The following is a 20,281-nucleotide window of genomic DNA, read 5'->3' as shown; positions in this document are numbered from 1 at the left end:
AAGATGCACAAGGCAACACCATTGGTACAACTATTATCGTTAAAGATGGAGATGGCAAAGAAATTAGCCGTCAAGATATTTTGAACGGTAAAGATGGAACTGATGGAAAAGATGGTGCCAAAGGCGACAAAGGCGATACAGGAGCTAACGGTAAAGACGGCACAAATGGTACATCTGTAACAACAATTACTGAAGCCGGTACAAAAGATGGTCAAAATGGTTCTTATGTTAGAACTTATGAAATTAATCCGGATGGTAGTCGCGGTAATTTGATAAGTGAAACGTTTATCAAAGATGGAAAAGATGGAATCAATGGTACATCGATTACGGCTGAAACCACACCTGGAATAGATAACGATGGCAACAAAGGTTCATACATCAGAATCTATGAAGTAAATCCAGATGGAAGTCGTGGCAACTTAATTAGTGAAACGTTTATCAAAGATGGAACTAAAGGTGAAAAAGGTGACACAGGTGCCGATGGTCAAAATGGGACAAACGGTGTCGACGGTAAAGACGGTAAGACACCAACAGTAGAACAAACGCCAATCAAAGATGCACAAGGTAATACAATTGGTACAACAATAATCGTTAAAGATGGAGACGGTAAGGAAATTAGTCGTCAAGATATCTTGAATGGTAAGGACGGCACGAATGGTGTAGACGGCAAAGACGGTAAGACACCTACAGTAGAACAAACACCAATTAAAGATGCAGACGGCAACACCATTGGTACAACCATTATCGTTAAAGATGGAGATGGCAAAGAAATCAGCCGTCAAGATATCTTGAATGGTAAAAATGGAGCTAATGGTGTAGACGGCAAAGATGGTAAGACACCAACAGTAGAGCAAACGCCAATTAAAGACGCACAAGGAAATACAATTGGTACAACCATTATCGTTAAAGATGGAGACGGTAAAGAAATCAGTCGTCAAGATATCTTAAATGGTAAAGATGGTAAAACACCACAAGTGAAACAAGAACCAATATTAGATAAAGATGGTAACCAAATTGGCGTGAAGATTATTACTATTGATGGTGAAGGTAAAGTTACTGATACACAAAATATCATGAATGGCAAGGACGGCAAAGACGGTATCGATGGTCAAGATGGTAAAGATGGCAAGACACCAAGTGTGGAACAACAACCAATACTAGATAAAGATGGTAACCAAATCGGTGTCACTATTATTGTTAGAGATGGTAATGGTACAGAATTGAGTCGTCAAGATGTCTTGAATGGTCAAAAAGGTACAGATGGAGCTAATGGCAAGGACGGACTTGATGGCAAAGATGGCAAGACACCAAGCGTAGAGCAACAACCAATACTAGATAAAGATGGTAATCAAATCGGCGTCACTATTATTGTTAAAGATGGAGACGGTAAAGAAATTAACCGTCAAAATATTATGAATGGTACCAATGGTGTTGACGGTAAATCTCCTTCAATAGAAACAAGACCTGTGCTAGACGATAACGGTAAGCAAACAGGTGTCGTTGTTATTACACGTGATGGAGATGGTAACGAAATTAATCGTCAAACAATTACTAACGGCACAGATGGTAAATCAATTACAGCTGTTACAGAACGTGGTGAACAAAATGGTCAACCAGGTTCTTACGTTAGAGTGTACGAAGTCAATAAAGATGGTAGTCGTGGTAATTTAATTAGTGAATCATTTGTAGCAGACGGTCAAAAAGGCACAGATGGTACAAATGGTAAAGACGGCAAAGATGGCATTGATGGTAAAGATGGTAAGACACCAAGTATTGAACAACAACCAATATTAGATAAAGATGGTAAGCAAATTGGTGTAACAGTAATTGTTAAAGATGGAGACGGCAAGGAAATTAACCGTCAAAATATTTTAAATGGCCAAAATGGCAGTAATGGTTCAGATGGCCAAAATGGTAAGTCAATCACTTCTGTAACAGAACGCGGCGAACAAAATGGTCATTCAGGTTCTTACATTAAAATTTATGAAGTAAATCCAGATGGCAGCCGTGGTAATTTAATCAGTGAAACATTTATTGCAGATGGTAAAGACGGCATTGATGGTAAAGATGGTAAGACACCAAGTATTGAACAACAACCAATATTAGATAAAAATGGCAATCAGATTGGAGTAACAGTTATTACTAGAGATGGTAATGGCAACGAAGTCAGTCGTCAAAATATTTATAATGGCCAAAATGGTCAAGATGGTAAGACACCAACAATTGAGCAGCGCCCTATTACAGACGATCAAGGTAAGCAAATTGGAGTAACAATTATAGTCAAAGATGGCGATGGAAATGAAGTCAGCCGTCAAACAATTGTCAATGGAACTGATGGCCAAAATGGTGTAGATGGCCAAAACGGTAAATCTATTACAGCAATCACAGAACGTGGTGAACAAAATGGCCAATCAGGTTCATACATTAGAATTTATGAACAAAATGCAGATGGAACACAAGGAAAATTAATTAGTGAAACATTTATTGCAGATGGTCAAAACGGAACAAACGGTAAAGACGGCAAAGACGGTATCGATGGAAAATCACCAAGTATTGAGCAACGTCCAATCATCGATGATCAAGGCAAGCAAATTGGAGTAACAGTCATTGTCAAAGATAGTAATGGTCAAGAAATTAGTCATCAAGATATTTATAATGGCAAAGACGGCCAAAATGGTAAGGATGGAAAATCACCTAGCATCGAGCAGCAACCAATATTAGATAAAGATGGCAAGCAAATTGGAGTAACAGTCATTGTTAAAGATATTGATGGTAAAGAAATCAGTCGTCAAAATATCTATAATGGTCAAGATGGTAAGACACCAAGTGTAGAACAACAACCTTCTTATGATAAAGATGGCAAGCAAAATGGCATTATTATTATCGTACGTGATGGTGACGGCAACGAAATTAATCGTCAAACGGTATTGAATGGTAAAGATGGTATTGACGGTAAAACACCGAGCGTAGAACAGCAACCAATATTAGACAAAGATGGTAAGCAAATTGGGCTAACTATTATAGTCAAAGATGGTAACGGTCAAGAAATCAGTCGTCAAAATATTTATAACGGTCATGATGGTGTTGATGGCAAAGACGGTAATAATGGTGTAGATGGCAAAGACGGCCAATCAGTAATAGCACTTACAGAACGTGGAACAAAAGATGGCCAAACAGGCTCCTATGTTAGAATCTATGAAAAAAATGCAGATGGAACACAAGGCAAATTGATTAGTGAAACATTCATTGCTGATGGCAAAGACGGTAAGGATGGCAAAGATGGTAAGACACCAAGCATTGAACAACAACCTCTAAAAGATAGTGAAGGAAATCAAGTAGGTATTGTTGTTATTATTAAAGATGGTAATGGTAAAGAGGTTAGTCGCGAAGTCATTTTAAATGGTATGAATGGCCAAAATGGCAAAGACGGCAAAGATGGTAAGACACCAACTGTAGATATAGTTCCTATTAAAGATAAAGATGGTAAACAAATTGGCATTACTATTATAGTTAAAGATGGAGACGGTAAAGAAACAAGTCGTCAAGATATCTTGAATAGTAACAATACTAATATTACTAATATCACAAATATTTATATCAACATAGAAGGTAATCTAGTAATTACTTGTAACGATGGAACTAAAATCGTATGTCCTTGTCAACCAAGCAATCCAAGCACACCGGACAAACCAAGCAATCCAGGCACACCGGATAAACCAAGCAATCCAGGCACACCGGATAAACCAAGCAATCCAAGCACACCGGACAAACCAAGTAATCCAGGCACACCGGCTAAGCCAAGCAATCCAGGCACACCGGACAAACCAAGTAATCCAGGCACACCGGCTAAGCCAAGCAATCCAGGCACACCGGACAAACCAAGCAATCCAAGCACACCGGACAAACCAAGTAATCCAGGCACACCAGACAAACCAAGCAATCCAGGCACACCGGCTAAGCCAAGCAATCCAGGCACGCCGGATAAACCGAGCAACCCAGGCACGCCAGATAAGCCAAGTAATCCAGGCACACCGGATAAACCAAACAACCCAGAAAACCCACAAAACCGACAACATAATCAGCAACATACAGTGAAAACTGGAAAAGAGCAATATTTCAAATATAATGCAAAAATTTCATATCACAAAGTTGAGCATAAACAAACAGTAACTAATGACGACACAACTAAGCATCAATTACCAAGTACAGGTGGTATGACACATTCTTATAACACAGAATTATTTGGATCATTATTTGCATTAGCAAGTTCATTATTACTATTAGGCGGTAGAAGACGCCAACAAAAGAGTCAATAAAGGTATAGAAGCATCTAACCGATAAGGGGTAGTCTCTTATCGGTTTTTTAGTCAGAAAATAAAAATAGAAAAATATAGCATAATAATATAAAATGATTTAAAATATTTTGTGATAACAAAATAAATAGTTGAAGACGGTATACGAAGAGATTTTAAAACTATGAAGTTTACTGTTGGTTGCTATTAAACGCATTGTCTTATTTGATAAAGTGTCATTTAATAATAATGTTACTTTGAATATTTTGTAGAAAATATCACAAAAATTGCTTTATTTTATTAATAATTAGCAACTCGTTTAATTAATCGGAAATAGAATAAACATAATATTATGACAACAATAAATACTAAACATAACATAAATGTTCGCTTTTGTTTTTTATAATTGAATTATTAGAGTTGATGTTTTAATATGTATTCGGTCGCACACGATACAAAATGACATATATTAATAATGTGAAACGGCATAAATAAAAAATATTAGCATTGTAATATATGTACGTATGAGTTCTAAAGGAGGGATACACAAAATCTATATACAGATGTGAAGTAATCATAAGGTCTATGTATTAAATCACTAATAACATATCATTATTATTTTAATTATGTTAGGTAGTGGAACTTCTAAGTAGAAAGACCATCAAGACAGGATTAGCGTATATATTAAGAGGTTTACTAATTGTCTTTAAAAAATAAAGAACAAGGATGATTATAATGAGGGGTTATAATGTAAGTCGTTGTGTGGAGACTAGTAATATCACACGAATTAGTCAATTTACACTAGCACACAGAGGTCATTTAGCGTTTAGTTTGTATAAGTTGGGTAATAACCTAAAAGCGAACATTATTAATTGCATAGATAAAAAAGGTGTAATACCATATAATGTTTACTTGAAGTATTTATCAATGGCTATTTTATCTGAAAATTCTAAAAATTATACAATTAATGACAAAGTCGCAATATAGAGGTGCCTTATGAATAGGAGAAATGTTTATGATATAGAAGTATGTGATCATGATGGCTCAACTTACAAACTAGATCAATATCGCCATCAAGTTATTTTAATAGTTAATACAGCAACAAATTGTATATTTAATGAGCAGTTAACAGAATTAGAAATGCTATTTCAAAAATATAAAGAACAAGGATTTACAATTTTGAGTTTTCCAAATAACACATTTGATAATCGTGAACCAGATCCAATCGATGATGTTGTACAATTAAACAGACAAAAATTTGGAGTTAGTTTTCCAATTTTGGATAAAGTATTAGTTAATGGTAAAAATGAGCATCCATTATTTACGTATTTAAAAGCACAACAACCAGGTCTATTTGGTTCTCAAATCAAATGGAATTTCACAAAATTTGTTATTGATAGACAAGGTAATGTAGTTAAACGCTTTTTACCAATGGATGATCCGTTAGAAATGACATCATTTATTGAATCACTACTATAATATAGATATTTAAAATAATATGGTTTATCGGTTAAACGCTTTTTATCCATGATAGTTATTAATATGAAGCATATTGAAGCAAAGGATATATCCCCTTTACTTCAGTATGCTTTTTATTTTTTAGTGAACATTCAAAATAGGCCATGCGACCTATTTTACTCAATCTGAAATTTGGTACATAATGACAATAGAGAGAAAATGAATATTAAAGTCATTGACGTTAATCATATTAAACTATATAGCAATTAATCTTGGACTAGATATAGTAAAACTTAATTCTGTCATATTATTGACGAGCACTGTAAAAAGCAAAATGATAGTTACAATTTAATAGAGGTGAGTAAGATTGAAATTAAATGCTAGTAATAGCCCTTTTACAGCGTCACAAGCTGATGAACTGAATACATTGATACGGTCATTATCTAGTAAACAAAAATATTGGCTAAGTGGCTATTTATTAAATGAACAAACATTAGAGGGTGATGGCCATTCTTCTACGTCAACTGATGAAGTAGAGTTACCCAATAGTGCAACACCATTGAATAACCAACAGCAAAGTAGTATACCATCAGAAACAGCGCATATGTTAGAAAAGAAAGAGCCACACATTGAATCAAACGGTAGCCATATTACAGTTTTATACGGTACAGAATCTGGTAATGCAATGAATTTAGCAGAAATATTTACTGATCGTTTAATTGATATTGGTCATGATGTGACATTAAATGCGATGGATGATTTTGATACAACGACAGTATCGCAAATTGAAAATTTATTTATTATTACCTCAACACACGGCGAAGGTGATCCACCAGACAATGCATGGGATTTTTATGACTTTTTAGAGAGTAAACAAGCGCCACGTTTAGATCATGTCAGTTTTTCTGTTTTAGCTTTAGGAGATCAAACTTATGAATTCTTTTGTCAAGCAGGAAAAGATGCAGATACAGGACTTGAAAAGTTAGGTGCACAACGACTTTATCCACGTGTAGATTGTGATATTGATTATGAAGAAGATGCTGAAAAGTGGATGGCTAATGTCATTAATACGATAGATAATACTGAAAATAACGTACAAAGCGAACCTATTATAAGTGAATCGATTAAGTCAGCGAAAGAAAAGAAATATTCTAAGTCTAACCCATACTATGCAGAAGTATTAGCAAACGATAATCTCAATGGCGAAGGTTCCAATAAGGAAACGAGACATGTAGAACTATTACTTGATAACTTTGGAGAATCATATGATCCTGGTGATTGTATTGGCGTCTTACCCAAAAACGATCCGCAAATGGTCGATTTATTAATAAGCATGTTAGGTTGGGACCCAGAATCACAAATACCAATCAATGCAAATGGTGATACATTAAGTGTGGAAGAGGCTTTAACAACTCACTTTGAAATTACGCGTCTGACATTGCCATTATTAATGAGTGCTGAACTTTATTTTGATAATGATGAGTTGACTGAACAAATGGAAGAAGAAGATTGGGCCAAAGAATACGTAGTTGGTAGAGACTTGATTGATTTATTAACAGATTTTCCAACTACAGAATTACAACCTGAAAATTTAACCGATATATTAAGAAAACTACCTCCTAGAGAGTATTCAATTTCAAGTAGTTTTATGGCCACACCTGATGAAGTACATTTAACTGTAGGAACTGTTCGCTATCAAGCACATCAACGTCAAAGAAAAGGTGTATGTTCGGTACAATTTGCTGAAAGAGTCAAACCTGGAGATATGGTACCAATTTACTTGAAGAGAAATGCAAATTTTAAATTTCCTACTAGTGAAGATATACCAGTAATTATGATTGGTCCAGGTACGGGTATTGCACCATTTAGATCTTATTTACAAGAACGTGAAGAATTAGGGTTAACTGGCCAAACTTGGTTATTCTTTGGTGAACAACATCGAACTACAGACTTTTTATACGAAGATGAGTTACAACAATGGCTTGACAATGGTAATCTATCTCGCTTGGATTTGGCCTTTTCAAGAGATACTGAACAGAAGGAATATGTCCAACATAGAATATTAGAGCACAGTCATTTGTTTAATGAATGGTTAGAACAAGGTGCCGCTATTTATATTTGTGGTGATGAAAAGTGTATGGCCAAAGATGTGCATCAAGCTATTAAAGATGTATTGGTTAAAGAGTGTCATATTTCGCAAGAGGAAGCGGAAACTGTACTAAGACAAATGAAGCAACAGCATCGTTATCAACGAGATGTTTATTAACATGACGATATAGATATAAATGTTAGATGATGAGTTAATGGAGGTTAGATGGCTAAATGAAGATGCCCTTATTGATAGATTTAACACATAAAAAAGTCGTCATTGTTGGTGGTGGTAAGGTTGCAAGTCGTAAAGCACAAACATTAAGTAACTATAGTCAACACATTATTGTCATTAGTCCAACTATAAATGACGCTATACAAGTATTAATTAAGCAACATAAGGTTGTTTGGAAAAGAAAACAATTTGAAGTTGGCGATGTTGAACATGCAGACTTTGTGGTAGCAGCTACCAATCAACCTGAGGTGAATAAGCAAGTTCAACAAGCTATTCCCAAACATACGCTATTCAATCATGCTAGTGAAGCAGAGAGTGGGGATGTTAGTTTTCCGAGTACGTTTAATAGAGATAGATTATCTATTAGTGTGTCAACAGATGGTGCAAGCCCTAAACTAACTAAAAATATTATTGAGCAATTAAAAGTGTTATATCCATCATCGTATGTGCCATTTATTCAATTTTTATATACGAGTAGACAAATAATAAAACGTCTTAATATATCTCACAAACAACAACAACGTTTATTAATGCAAATAACAGAAATAGAGTATCTAGACATAGCAAAGCAACAACAGTTTCTAGAGTGGCTAAAAACCTTCAAATAAGTGAATAAATAGTACATTGTAGAAGCATAACTAAATATATTTAAAAGCCGACTCAGTTTTGATAGCAAGTATCAACTTAGTCGGCTTTTTAGTGATAGCTATCGTCGTCCAATTAATTTAAAAAGTTATTTGATGAATTGGAATGACAAGTTTAATAGCTTAAATCTCAGTTAGCGTATTATATTAACATGTTAAATTGTTTCTTTATTGTTGTCATTATGCAGTTGCCTGTGAAGCCATCATATATCCTAATGTAAAACCGATTAAAGCAAAAATGATTGCGGCAACAATAATAATGATACCATGTGTTTTTTTACCTTTACTAATTGTTAAGGCACCAAAAACAACCCCTGCAGGACCAAATACGATAGGTAAGAAAAGTAATGATAAAACTGAAAATACCCAGCCAAGAATGATAAATACTAAAGTATTATTATCTTTTTGTTGTTCAGCCATATTGCATCCTCCTTTATTTTTATTTATTTCAAATATATACTATTTTGATGTTTTTGTTAATAACAAATAATATTAATTATATTATAAAATCAAAATCATTAGAATATTATACGAATGATACTATAAAATATAAGCTGAAATACCCAATAATAGTTGTTCAGTGAATTAGACGAAAACTATCGACGCTATTATAATGTCACTTTTAAACATACTCCCCTTATTCATATGCAAATATTTAATTTTATAAGTCATATTTACTTAATCAGAAAACGCTTCCACATCAATCCTCTCTTTGTTACAATAGTGTAAATAAATTCATAATATTATGTAAATTTCATAAGTTAAACGTTATAGGGGGGCACGAATTATGCATGGGGGTCATTTATGGTTAACAATCATGGGTCTTATTATCATTATTTCTATTGTAGGACTGCTCATCGCCAAAAAAATTAGTCCAGTCGTTGGTATGACACTTATTCCTTGTCTTGGTGCAATGATATTAGGGTACAGTGTGTCTGACTTAGTTTCTTTCTTTTCTAAAGGATTAGATCAAGTCATGAGTGTTGTTATTATGTTTATTTTTGCCATTATCTTCTTTGGCATCATGACAGATAGTGGATTGTTTAAACCACTTGTCAAAAGATTAATACTTATGACACGTGGTAACGTTGTCATTGTCTGTGTTATGACAGCTTTAATTGGCACATTGGCACAATTAGATGGTGCTGGTGCAGTAACATTTTTACTATCTATACCAGCATTATTACCATTATATAAAGCCTTAAATATGAATAAATACTTATTAATATTGTTATTGGCTCTAAGTGCGGCAATTATGAATATGGTGCCTTGGGGTGGTCCAATGGCACGCGTGGCAACAGTACTAAAAGCCAAAAGTGTTAATGAATTATGGTATGGTTTGATACCCATTCAAATTATAGGTTTCGTCTTAGTTATGTTATTTGCTGTTTATTTAGGATTTAGAGAAAAACAACGTATTAAAAAGGCAATTGCTAGAGGAGAATTAAGTGAAACACAAAACATTGATATACATAAATTAGTGGAAATTTACGAACGAGATCAAGAAATTAAGTTTCCTGTTAGAGGAAGAGCAAAATATAATCCATATATTAAATGGGTCAATGTAGTCTTAACATTATTAGTTATAATCGCAATGTTGGTAAATATCGCACCTCCGGAATTTGCCTTTATGATAGGTGTGTCCTTAGCGCTAATTGTTAACTTCAAATCAGTAGACGAACAAATGGATCGTTTAAAGGCGCATGCACCTAATGCATTGATGATGGCAACAGTTATTATTGCGGCAGGTATGTTTTTAGGTGTGTTAAATGAAACAGGGATGTTGAAATCGATTGCTACGGACTTTATTAAAATCATTCCAGCTGAAGTTGGACCGTATATACACGTCATTGTTGGACTATTCGGTGTACCTTTAGATTTATTAACAAGTACGGATGCATATTATTTTGCAGTATTACCAATTGTTGAACAGACAGCGAGTCAATTTGGGGTGCCTGCAGTATCAACTGCTTATGCCATGGTCATTGGTAACATTATTGGAACTTTTGTCAGTCCGTTCTCGCCTGCGTTATGGCTTGCTATTGGATTGGCCGAAGCTAACATGGGAACATATATTAAATATGCCTTTTTCTGGATTTGGGGATTTGCCATCGTCATGTTGGTTCTCGCCATGTTAATGGGAGTTGTAGCGATTTAAAGGTGTCATGAACTGTTTAGGTCACTGAATAATCAGAATCTAGAAAGCATCCTACAACAAATATATTGAATTTAACTACGCCTTTAAAATATTGTGTTCTACAATTAAGTCACTAATTGTTAATAACTTTTTGACGTTTTGGTTAACTGGCTGAATCTGATTTGAAATACTATATATTGTGTTTTATTTTTGATATAGACACTATATATAGAAAGAAGTGATAAATTTGAATCAAATCGAAGAAGCGTTAACTGGTTTGATTGCTAAAGATCCGACTATTGTTAATGAAAATGCCAATAAAGATAGTGATACATTCTCAACAATGAGAGACTTAACTGCAGGAATTGTTTCCAAATCATATGCTCTAAATTATTTGTTGCCTAAACACGTTGCCCAAGCACATCAAAATGGTGACATACATTTTCATGATTTAGATTACCATCCATTTCAGCCGCTCACTAATTGTTGTCTAATAGATGCACAAGATATGTTACAGGATGGATTTAACATAGGAAATGCCAATGTAACATCACCTAAATCTATACAGACAGCATCAGCACAACTCGTGCAAATTATTGCTAACGTCTCGAGTAGTCAATATGGTGGATGTACAGTTGATCGAGTTGATGAACTATTAAGTACATACGCCAAGTATAATGAACAAAGACATAGACAAGTAGCTAAACAATTTGTTAAAGAAACTGAAATAGAATTGTATGTTGAACAACAAGTGACGCAAGATATTAATGATGCTATTGAAAGTTTGGAGTATGAAATTAATACTTTGTATACATCAAATGGTCAAACACCATTTGTTACATTAGGATTTGGTTTAGGTACTGATGAACTTAGTCGTAAAATACAACAGGCCATATTACATACACGTATTAAAGGTTTAGGTAAAGACCGTACGACAGCGATTTTTCCGAAGTTAGTTTTTTCAATCAAAAAAGGAGTTAACTTTAGTGCACAAGATCCTAATTATGATATTAAGCAATTAGCATTAGAATGTGCGACTAAAAGAATGTACCCAGACATTTTAAACTACGATACGTTAGTAGACATTTTAGGTGATTTTAAAGCGCCAATGGGTTGTCGCTCATTTTTACCGAGTTGGAAAGATGACAAAGGTCAGTTTGAAAATAGTGGGCGTTGTAATCTTGGTGTAGTGACACTCAATATACCGAGAATAGCAATAGAATCACAAGGTGATATGACACGCTTTTGGGAAATTTTTTATGAGCGTATGGAAGTATTACATGATGCATTACTTTATCGTATCAAACGACTTAAAGATGCAGTTCCTAATAATGCACCTATTCTGTATAAAAGTGGGGCATTTAAATATAAATTGTCAGAAGATGACAGTGTGTCGAGATTATTTGAGAACCAACGTGCAACAATTTCAATGGGGTATATTGGTTTATATGAAGCAGCAACAGTTTTTTATGGACCTGACTGGGAAACGTCTAAAGAAGCGAAAGATTTCACGCTAGAAATTTTAAAAGAAATGAAACGATATCAATTGATGTGGACGTCACGTTATGATGTATGGTTTAGTGTTTACAGCACACCAAGCGAGTCTTTAACTGATCGCTTTTGTCGTTTAGATCAACAACGGTTTGGAGATATTCCAGATATTACTGACAAAGGTTATTACCAAAATTCATTTCATTATGACGTACGGAAAGATGTAACACCATTTGAAAAATTAGATTTTGAAAAAGAATATCCATATTATGCCAGTGGTGGTTTTATTCATTATTGTGAGTATCCTAAACTGAATCATAACTTGAAAGCGCTAGAAGCGGTATGGGATTATTCATACGATAAAGTGGGCTATTTAGGTACTAATATTCCGATCGATCATTGTTATGAATGTGGTTTTGATGGAGACTTTGATACCACTGCACAAGGATATCAATGTCCACATTGTGGTAACCATAATCCTAAAACAGTTGATGTTGTTAAGCGTACTTGCGGCTATTTGGGCAATCCAGTGCAACGTCCTGTAATCAAAGGAAGATATCAAGAAATGTGTGCACGTGTTAAACACATGAAGGCGCCGAAATGATGTCGATATTAGATATTAAAACTGGACAAGGCTATATCGCTAAAATAGAAACGCATAGCTTTGTAGATGGTGAAGGCGTACGTTGCAGTGTATATGTATCAGGATGCCCTTTTAATTGTTTAGGATGTTATAACAAAGCCGCACAAAAATTTACATACGGAGAGGCATTTTCACCAGCAGTATTGGAAGAAATATTAGATTATTGTGATCAATCGTACATTTCAGGATTGAGTATACTTGGTGGCGAACCATTTTGTAATTTGGATATTAGTTTGAAACTTGTTCAAGCATTTAGACAACGGTTTGGATGTTCTAAGACGATTTGGGTTTGGACAGGATTCTTATACGAATATTTAGTGCGAGATTACGCTCAGCGATATGAAATGTTGAGCTTAATAGATGTGTTAATAGATGGCTTGTTTATACAACATTTATATCAACCTAACTTACCTTACAAAGGGTCGTTAAATCAACGCATCATAGATGTTCAACAGTCATTAATGTCTGATAAGTTAGTTGAATATATTGTCAGTTAATCGCTCACGTTACAGCGTGTGAGACTAAAAGTTTATATTTAATATGCAGCGTTGGCAGTAGCTGTCTCGCTTATAAAATGTTAAATAAGTCAACATTTTATCAACATATTCGGTCTTGCCGGGGTGGAATGAAGCAATAATGTCTAGAAAAATTATTGCTGTTCCGCCCTGTTTTTTATTGTTGTACATTTCCGAATCAAAATGCGGTTATGAAATCAAAGCAAAAATCAGTCAAATAAGATTATTGTGTTCCAATATTAGTATAAATTATGTCGAAATAAATTATGAAATTACTTTTAATAAACATTGTAAATAAGTTGTCAAAAAATTAATTAAGTGAGAGGGAAGACTGTCCTAATATTCCTCACTAAAAATAAATAAAAATAAATTATACATGTATAAATATACAAATTCAAACATAGTAAAATATATTAAATACGTTAAATTCAAACTTTACACAACTGTCTTAGAGCTAAAAATATTTTGTAGATCCCTCTTAAAAGTATATAAATATTCAATAACGATGTTTTTAAAACTGTATGTAATTTGCATTATTATTTAATATTCGTTATTGTCAATTTTGTGAATCATGATAATTATTACATATTGAAAGCAATCAACGACGGATTCATCAAATTTAATAATTAGGGGGGAGCACAATTGAAAAAAGAGAAAGTTATGGACTGGACAACCTTCATTGGTACGGTTGCTGTACTCCTTTTTGCAGTAATTCCTATGATGGCATTTCCTAAGGCCAGTGAAGATATAATCACTGGAATTAATAGTGCCATTTCTAATTCAATTGGTTCGATATATTTATTTATGGGACTGGCGATTTTCTGTTTTGTGATGTATATCGCATTTGGAAAATATGGTAATGTAACGCTTGGTAAAGCTACTGATACTCCTGAATTTAATACATTTACATGGGCAGCAATGTTATTTTGTGCTGGTATTGGTTCAGATATTCTGTATTGGGGCGTTATAGAGTGGGCTTTCTATTATCAAGTTCCACCCAACGGTGCTAAAAGTATGAGTGATGGAGCATTACAATTTGCTACACAATACGGTATGTTCCATTGGGGACCTATTGCCTGGGCAATATATGTGTTACCAGCATTACCGATTGGTTACTTAGTATTTGTAAAGAAACAACCTGTATACAAAATAAGTCAGGCTTGTCGACCAATTTTAAAAGGACAAACTGATAAATTGTTAGGTAAAGTTGTAGATATATTATTTATTTTTGGTTTACTAGGCGGTGCGGCAACATCGCTTGCGTTAGGCGTACCACTCATTTCTGCTGGTATTGAACGTTTAACAGGTTTAGATGGCAGTAACATGATTTTACGTTCGGCCATTTTATTAACGATTACGGTTATTTTCGCCATTAGTTCATATACTGGCTTAAAAAAAGGTATTCAAAAGTTGAGCGACGTCAATGTTTGGTTATCATTTATCTTATTAGCTTTTGTGTTTATTGTAGGACCAACTGTTTTCATTATGGAAACGACTGTTACTGGTTTCGGTAATATGTTAAGAGACTTTTTCCATATGGCTACTTGGTTAGAACCTTTTGGAGGTATTAATGGACGTAAAGAGACAAACTTCCCGCAAGATTGGACGATATTCTATTGGTCTTGGTGGCTTGTTTATGCACCATTTATCGGTTTATTTATTGCTCGAATCTCTAAAGGGCGACGTTTGAAAGAAGTCATTCTAGGAACAATTATTTATGGGACATTAGGTTGTGTTTTATTTTTCGGTATCTTCGGTAACTATGCCGTATATTTACAAATTTCTGGACAATTTAATGTGACAGGTTATTTAAATATGCACGGTACCGAAGCGACAATCATTGAAATAGTACATCACTTACCGTTCCCGTCATTAATGATCGTCTTATTCTTAATATCTGCATTTCTATTTTTAGCAACAACGTTTGATTCTGGGTCATATATTTTGGCAGCTGCTTCACAGAAAAAAGTAGTTGGAGAGCCATTAAGAGCTAATAGACTATTTTGGGCATTTGCGCTATGTTTATTACCATTTTCATTAATGTTAGTTGGTGGAGAACGTGCTCTGGAGGTATTGAAGACGGCGTCTGTATTAGCGAGTGTACCTCTCATAGTTATATTTATCTTTATGATGATATCGTTCTTAATTATTTTAGGTCGCGATAGAATTAAATTGGAAACACGTGCAGAAAAATTAAAAGAAGTAGAACGTCGTTCATTAAGAATTATTCAAGTTTCTGAAAAGGAACAAGACGATAATTTATAAGAGAAAAAGCGAGAAGTTGGTCAGCCTGTCTGTCCCAATTTCTCGCTTTTGTTATTTATCATCACTTTGTGAATTTGCCTCTGGTATTGGAAAATATTTGAAAATCTCTCCACTTTCAATGGCTGTTGTTAATTGTTCTAACCAGTCATAATAAACTTGTGTATGATCAAGTTGCGCTTTAATATTTTGTGCTTCTGCTATTTCGGAATCAGTTAAATCCTCGCGTTGTAGTAGGGGTTTAATAATTGCTTGTGCCTCTTGAACAGCTTCAACATTAATATCAATTTCACGTTGGAATTTTTTAGCAAAGAAGTTTCTAAAAAAGATGAAGAAATCTTTCTCAGCTATAAAATGTTGTTTACGACTACCACGTGTAAATTGTTGTTTAACGATATCAAATTCCTGCAATTTTTTTACACCCGTACTCATACTGGGTTTGCTCATTTGCAATTGATGACGCATTTCATCAAGCGTCATACTACCTTCGAAGACCATCGTACCGTATAAATTTCCTACACTTCTATTAGTACCGTATAAATCCATTGTTTGACCAATAGAATTTATGACAATATCCTTTGCTTGTTCTAATTGTTGTTGGTTGTTATTTGAACGAGTCATCATTGCACCTACCTAACATCATTTTGTGTCATATTATAGCAAATATTAATACATTATAAGACTTTTTACTTAAAAAGACAGTATAAATAATTATAATCTTCATAATAAAATTTTCGGAAAAATAAATATTGTGAATTAAGAAAAGTATCAGTATAAAAATGTTTTGTAAATTGACACAATTTATAATTCTATGCTAACATAACTTTGAAAAATTCGTTAAATATAAATTTAACAAACTTAACGGAGGTTGTTGAATGGAACTTGTAAAACAATTATCTCAACGTCAATTTATAGATGGAGAGTGGGTTGACAGCTCTAATAACAACACAAGAGATATCATCAATCCTTATAATCAACAAGTGATATTTCAAGTTGCAGAAGGAACTAAAGAAGATGCTGAACGTGCAATTTTAGCAGCTAGACGTGCTTTTGAATCTGGAGAGTGGTCTCAACAGACAGCTGAAACTAGAGGTAATAAAGTAAGAGCTGTCGCTGATAAGATTAAAGAACATCGTGAAGAATTAGCGCAACTGGAAACGTTAGATACTGGTAAAACACTTGAGGAATCCTATGCAGATATGGATGATATTCATAACGTCTTTATGTATTTTGCAGGATTGGCAGATAAAGAAGGGGGAGAAATTATTGATTCTCCAATTGCCGATACAGAAAGCAAAGTAGTGAAAGAACCTGTAGGTGTAGTGACACAAATCATTCCTTGGAACTATCCTTTGTTACAGGCTTCATGGAAGATAGCACCAGCGTTAGCAACAGGGTGTTCATTAGTAATGAAACCTAGTGAAATCACACCATTAACAACGATTCGAGTTTTTGAATTAATGGAAGAAGTTGGTTTCCCTAAAGGTAGTATTAACTTAATTTTAGGTGCTGGTTCAGAAGTAGGGGATGTATTATCAGGTCATCGAGAAGTGGATCTCGTATCGTTTACTGGTGGTATTGAAACTGGTAAACATATTATGAAAAATGCGGCTAACCATGTTACAAACGTAGCATTAGAACTTGGTGGGAAAAATCCTAATATCATTTTTGAAGATGCAGATTTTGATTTGGCAGTTGACCAAGCATTAAATGGTGGCTATTTCCATGCAGGGCAAGTATGCTCAGCAGGTTCAAGAATTATAGTGCACAATAGTATAAAAGAACAATTTGAACAAGCACTGATTGAACGAGTGAAAAACATAAAACTTGGTAATGGATTCGACAAAGATACTGAAATGGGACCAGTGATTTCAACTGAACATCGTCAAAAAATTGAAAATTACATGGATATTGCTAAACAAGAGGGCGCCACAATTGCAGTAGGTGGTAAACGTCCTGATAAAGAAGATTTGCAAGATGGATTGTTCTTTGAACCTACTGTCATTACTAATTGCGACACATCTATGAGAATTGTTCAAGAAGAAGTATTTGGTCCAGTCGTAACGATTGAAGGATTTGAAGATGAACAACAAGCAGTTCAATTAGCAAATGATTCAATTTATGGACTTGCTGGTGCTGTATTTTCACAAGATATTGGTAAAGCACAACGCGTGGCTAATAAATTGAAATTAGGTACAGTATGGATTAATGATTTTCATCCTTATTTTGCTCAAGCACCTTGGGGTGGTTATAAACAATCAGGTATTGGTCGTGAATTAGGAAAAGAAGGGTTAGAAGAGTACTTGGTGTCTAAACATATTTTAACTAACACTAATCCGCAAGTGATTCATTGGTTTGGTCAATAAAGAAAAACTAGATAAAGTGAGTGCCATTGTAATAATAACAAGACACTCACTTTATTATGTCTTACATGATTTTATGTCTGAATATAGATGGTTATAGGAGTGTGACAACGCTCGCTTATTAAATATAAACTTTGGAGGTCATAACTATGAGTAATAACAATAAATCATATGATTATGTCATCATTGGTGGCGGAAGTGCAGGGTCAGTGCTTGGTAATCGACTAAGTGAAGACAAAGATAAAGAGGTATTAGTTTTAGAAGCTGGGCGTAGTGATTATTTTTGGGATTTATTTATACAAATGCCTGCAGCACTAATGTTTCCATCAGGTAACAAATTTTATGATTGGATTTATTCAACTGATGAAGAACCACATATGGGTGGACGTAAAGTAGCGCATGCTAGAGGTAAGGTACTTGGTGGATCAAGTTCAATCAATGGTATGATATACCAACGAGGTAATCCTATGGATTATGAAGGATGGGCTGAACCTGAAGGTATGGAAACGTGGGACTTTGCACACTGTCTACCATATTTTAAAAAGTTGGAAACGACTTATGGTGCGGCACCGTATGATAAGTATAGAGGTCATGATGGTCCGATTAAATTAAAGCGTGGTCCTGCCACAAATCCTTTGTTCCAAGCATTCTTTGATGCAGGTGTCGAAGCAGGTTATCATAAGACGCCAGATGTTAATGGTTTCAGACAGGAAGGTTTTGGTCCATTTGATAGCCAAGTTCATCGCGGTCGTCGCATGTCGGCTTCACGTGCTTACTTACATCCAGCAATGAAACGTAAAAATTTAACGGTTGAGACACGTGCTTTTGTCACACAAATTAATTATGAAGGGCGAAGAGCAACAGGCGTTACATATAAGAAAAACGGTAAATTACACACTGTTGATGCCAAAGAAGTAATATTGTCAGGTGGTGCTTTTAATACACCACAATTATTACAACTATCAGGTATTGGTGATTCAGAATTTTTAAAATCGAAAGGTATTGAACCACGCGTGCATTTACCTGGTGTTGGTGAGAATTTTGAAGATCATCTAGAAGTATATATTCAACATCAATGTAAGCAGCCAATATCTTTACAACCAAGTTTAGATGTCAAACGTATGCCATTGATAGGATTACAGTGGCTATTCACTCGTACAGGTGCAGCAGCATCGAACCATTTTGAAGGTGGCGGATTTGTGAGATCGAATAATGATGTTGATTATCCAAACTTAATGTTCCACTTTTTACCGATAGCAGTTAGATATGATGGACAAAAAGCACCAGTTGCTCATGGCTATCAAGTACATGTTGGACCCATGTATTCTAACTCTAGAGGCAGCTTAAAAATTAAATCAAAAGATCCATTTGAAAAACCAAGTATCCGTTTTAACTATTTATCTACAGAGGAAGATAAACGTGAGTGGGTTGAAGCAATTAAAGTAGCTAGAAATATTTTAAATCAATCCGCCTTGGATCCATTTAATGGTGGAGAAATTTCACCAGGACCTGAAGTTCAAACAGATGAAGAAATATTGGATTGGGTACGTCGCGATGGCGAAACAGCATTACATCCATCATGTAGCGCGAAAATGGGTCCAGCATCAGATCCAATGGCTGTAGTTGATCCATTAACAATGAAAGTGCATGGTATGGAAAATTTACGTGTCGTCGATGCGTCAGCAATGCCGCGTACAACGAATGGTAATATACATGCGCCAGTATTAATGTTAGCTGAAAAAGCAGCAGACATTATTCGTGGTAGAAAACCATTAGCACCACAATATGTCGATTATTATAAGCATGGTGTTCATGATGAACATGAAGGTGCGCTAGACAATAAACCTTATGCATAATAAATAGTAATATAACATCACAAAAACATACTAAGATTAGCTGTGAAAAAATTTATGACGATAGATTTTTTTACAGCTACTTTTATAGTTTTAGAGAGAGGCTAAGACAAAAAGCATTTGGCAGTAACTGTCTGATTTGTAAAATGTTGATTTATCAACGTTTTACAAACCTAGTCAGTCTTGACGGGATGGAAGGATACGTCATAGAAAAATTTTAAAAAGGATTACAGTTGACACTATTAGTGCAACTGCATAAGAACTAGTAAAGATTATAAATCTAACTAGTTCTAAATGTGC

The 20,281-nt window shown here is 34.6% G+C and carries 11 protein-coding genes and 1 pseudogene; 10 read left to right on the top strand and 2 right to left on the bottom strand.

Going from position 1 to position 20,281, the window contains the following annotated elements; genetic code table 11:
• From CD113_RS00800 to CD113_RS00780, 4 genes and pseudogenes are all read left to right on the top strand, one after another.
• Window positions 1–4,316, top strand: a pseudogene (locus tag CD113_RS00800) (SdrD B-like domain-containing protein); the annotation flags it as partial.
• Window positions 4,317–5,288: 972 nt separating this feature from the next.
• Window positions 5,289–5,771, top strand: coding sequence for a glutathione peroxidase (locus CD113_RS00790; protein ID WP_002464667.1), 483 nt, complete (start codon window positions 5,289–5,291; stop codon window positions 5,769–5,771).
• Window positions 5,772–6,117: 346 nt separating this feature from the next.
• Entirely contained in the window at window positions 6,118–8,016 is a 1,899-nt protein-coding gene (locus tag CD113_RS00785) for an assimilatory sulfite reductase (NADPH) flavoprotein subunit (protein ID WP_002464666.1), read from the top strand.
• A gap of 56 nt (window positions 8,017–8,072) precedes the next feature.
• Window positions 8,073–8,681 (top strand): NAD(P)-binding protein, encoded by a 609-nt coding sequence (locus tag CD113_RS00780; protein WP_002464665.1) that lies wholly within the window; start codon window positions 8,073–8,075, stop codon window positions 8,679–8,681.
• Window positions 8,682–8,897: 216 nt separating this feature from the next.
• Here CD113_RS00780 and CD113_RS00775 read toward each other — a convergent pair whose 3' ends face one another.
• The gene (locus tag CD113_RS00775) at window positions 8,898–9,137 is read right to left on the bottom strand and encodes a hypothetical protein (protein ID WP_095092805.1); all 240 of its coding nucleotides are present in this window, start codon (window positions 9,135–9,137) and stop codon (window positions 8,898–8,900) included.
• 367 nt (window positions 9,138–9,504) lie between these two features.
• Here CD113_RS00775 and CD113_RS00770 point away from each other — a divergent pair, with 367 nt between their 5' ends.
• The 4 genes from CD113_RS00770 to CD113_RS00755 all read left to right on the top strand — a co-directional run bounded on the left by CD113_RS00770 (window position 9,505) and on the right by CD113_RS00755 (window position 15,768).
• Window positions 9,505–10,875, top strand: coding sequence for a CitMHS family transporter (locus tag CD113_RS00770; protein WP_002464663.1), 1,371 nt, complete (start codon window positions 9,505–9,507; stop codon window positions 10,873–10,875).
• Between the two features lie 226 nt (window positions 10,876–11,101).
• Entirely contained in the window at window positions 11,102–12,949 is a 1,848-nt protein-coding gene (gene nrdD / locus CD113_RS00765; RefSeq protein WP_002464662.1) for an anaerobic ribonucleoside-triphosphate reductase, read from the top strand.
• Window positions 12,949–13,485, top strand: coding sequence for an anaerobic ribonucleoside-triphosphate reductase activating protein (nrdG, locus tag CD113_RS00760; protein WP_002464661.1), 537 nt, complete (start codon window positions 12,949–12,951; stop codon window positions 13,483–13,485). Before nrdD ends, nrdG begins: the two co-directional genes overlap by 1 nt.
• A gap of 660 nt (window positions 13,486–14,145) precedes the next feature.
• Window positions 14,146–15,768, top strand: a complete 1,623-nt coding sequence (locus CD113_RS00755) for a BCCT family transporter (RefSeq protein WP_002464660.1) — start codon at window positions 14,146–14,148, stop codon at window positions 15,766–15,768.
• A gap of 51 nt (window positions 15,769–15,819) precedes the next feature.
• Here CD113_RS00755 and cudC read toward each other — a convergent pair whose 3' ends face one another.
• A complete protein-coding gene (cudC, locus tag CD113_RS00750) occupies window positions 15,820–16,386 on the bottom strand; it encodes a choline uptake/conversion transcriptional regulator CudC (RefSeq protein ID WP_002464659.1) in 567 nt (188 codons plus the stop codon).
• Between the two features lie 254 nt (window positions 16,387–16,640).
• On the opposite strand from cudC, the gene betB reads away from it, so the two are divergent.
• Together betB and betA are read left to right on the top strand one after the other, a co-directional pair.
• Window positions 16,641–18,131 (top strand): betaine-aldehyde dehydrogenase, encoded by a 1,491-nt coding sequence (gene betB, locus CD113_RS00745; RefSeq protein WP_002464658.1) that lies wholly within the window; start codon window positions 16,641–16,643, stop codon window positions 18,129–18,131.
• Window positions 18,132–18,277: 146 nt separating this feature from the next.
• Entirely contained in the window at window positions 18,278–19,984 is a 1,707-nt protein-coding gene (gene betA, locus CD113_RS00740) for a choline dehydrogenase (protein ID WP_002464657.1), read from the top strand.
• Window positions 19,985–20,281: the final 297 nt, after the last annotated feature.

It is taken from the genome of Staphylococcus simiae (assembly GCF_002902085.1).
Lineage (GTDB): Bacteria > Bacillota > Bacilli > Staphylococcales > Staphylococcaceae > Staphylococcus > Staphylococcus simiae.
This window is presented reverse-complemented; position numbering and strand designations above follow the sequence as displayed.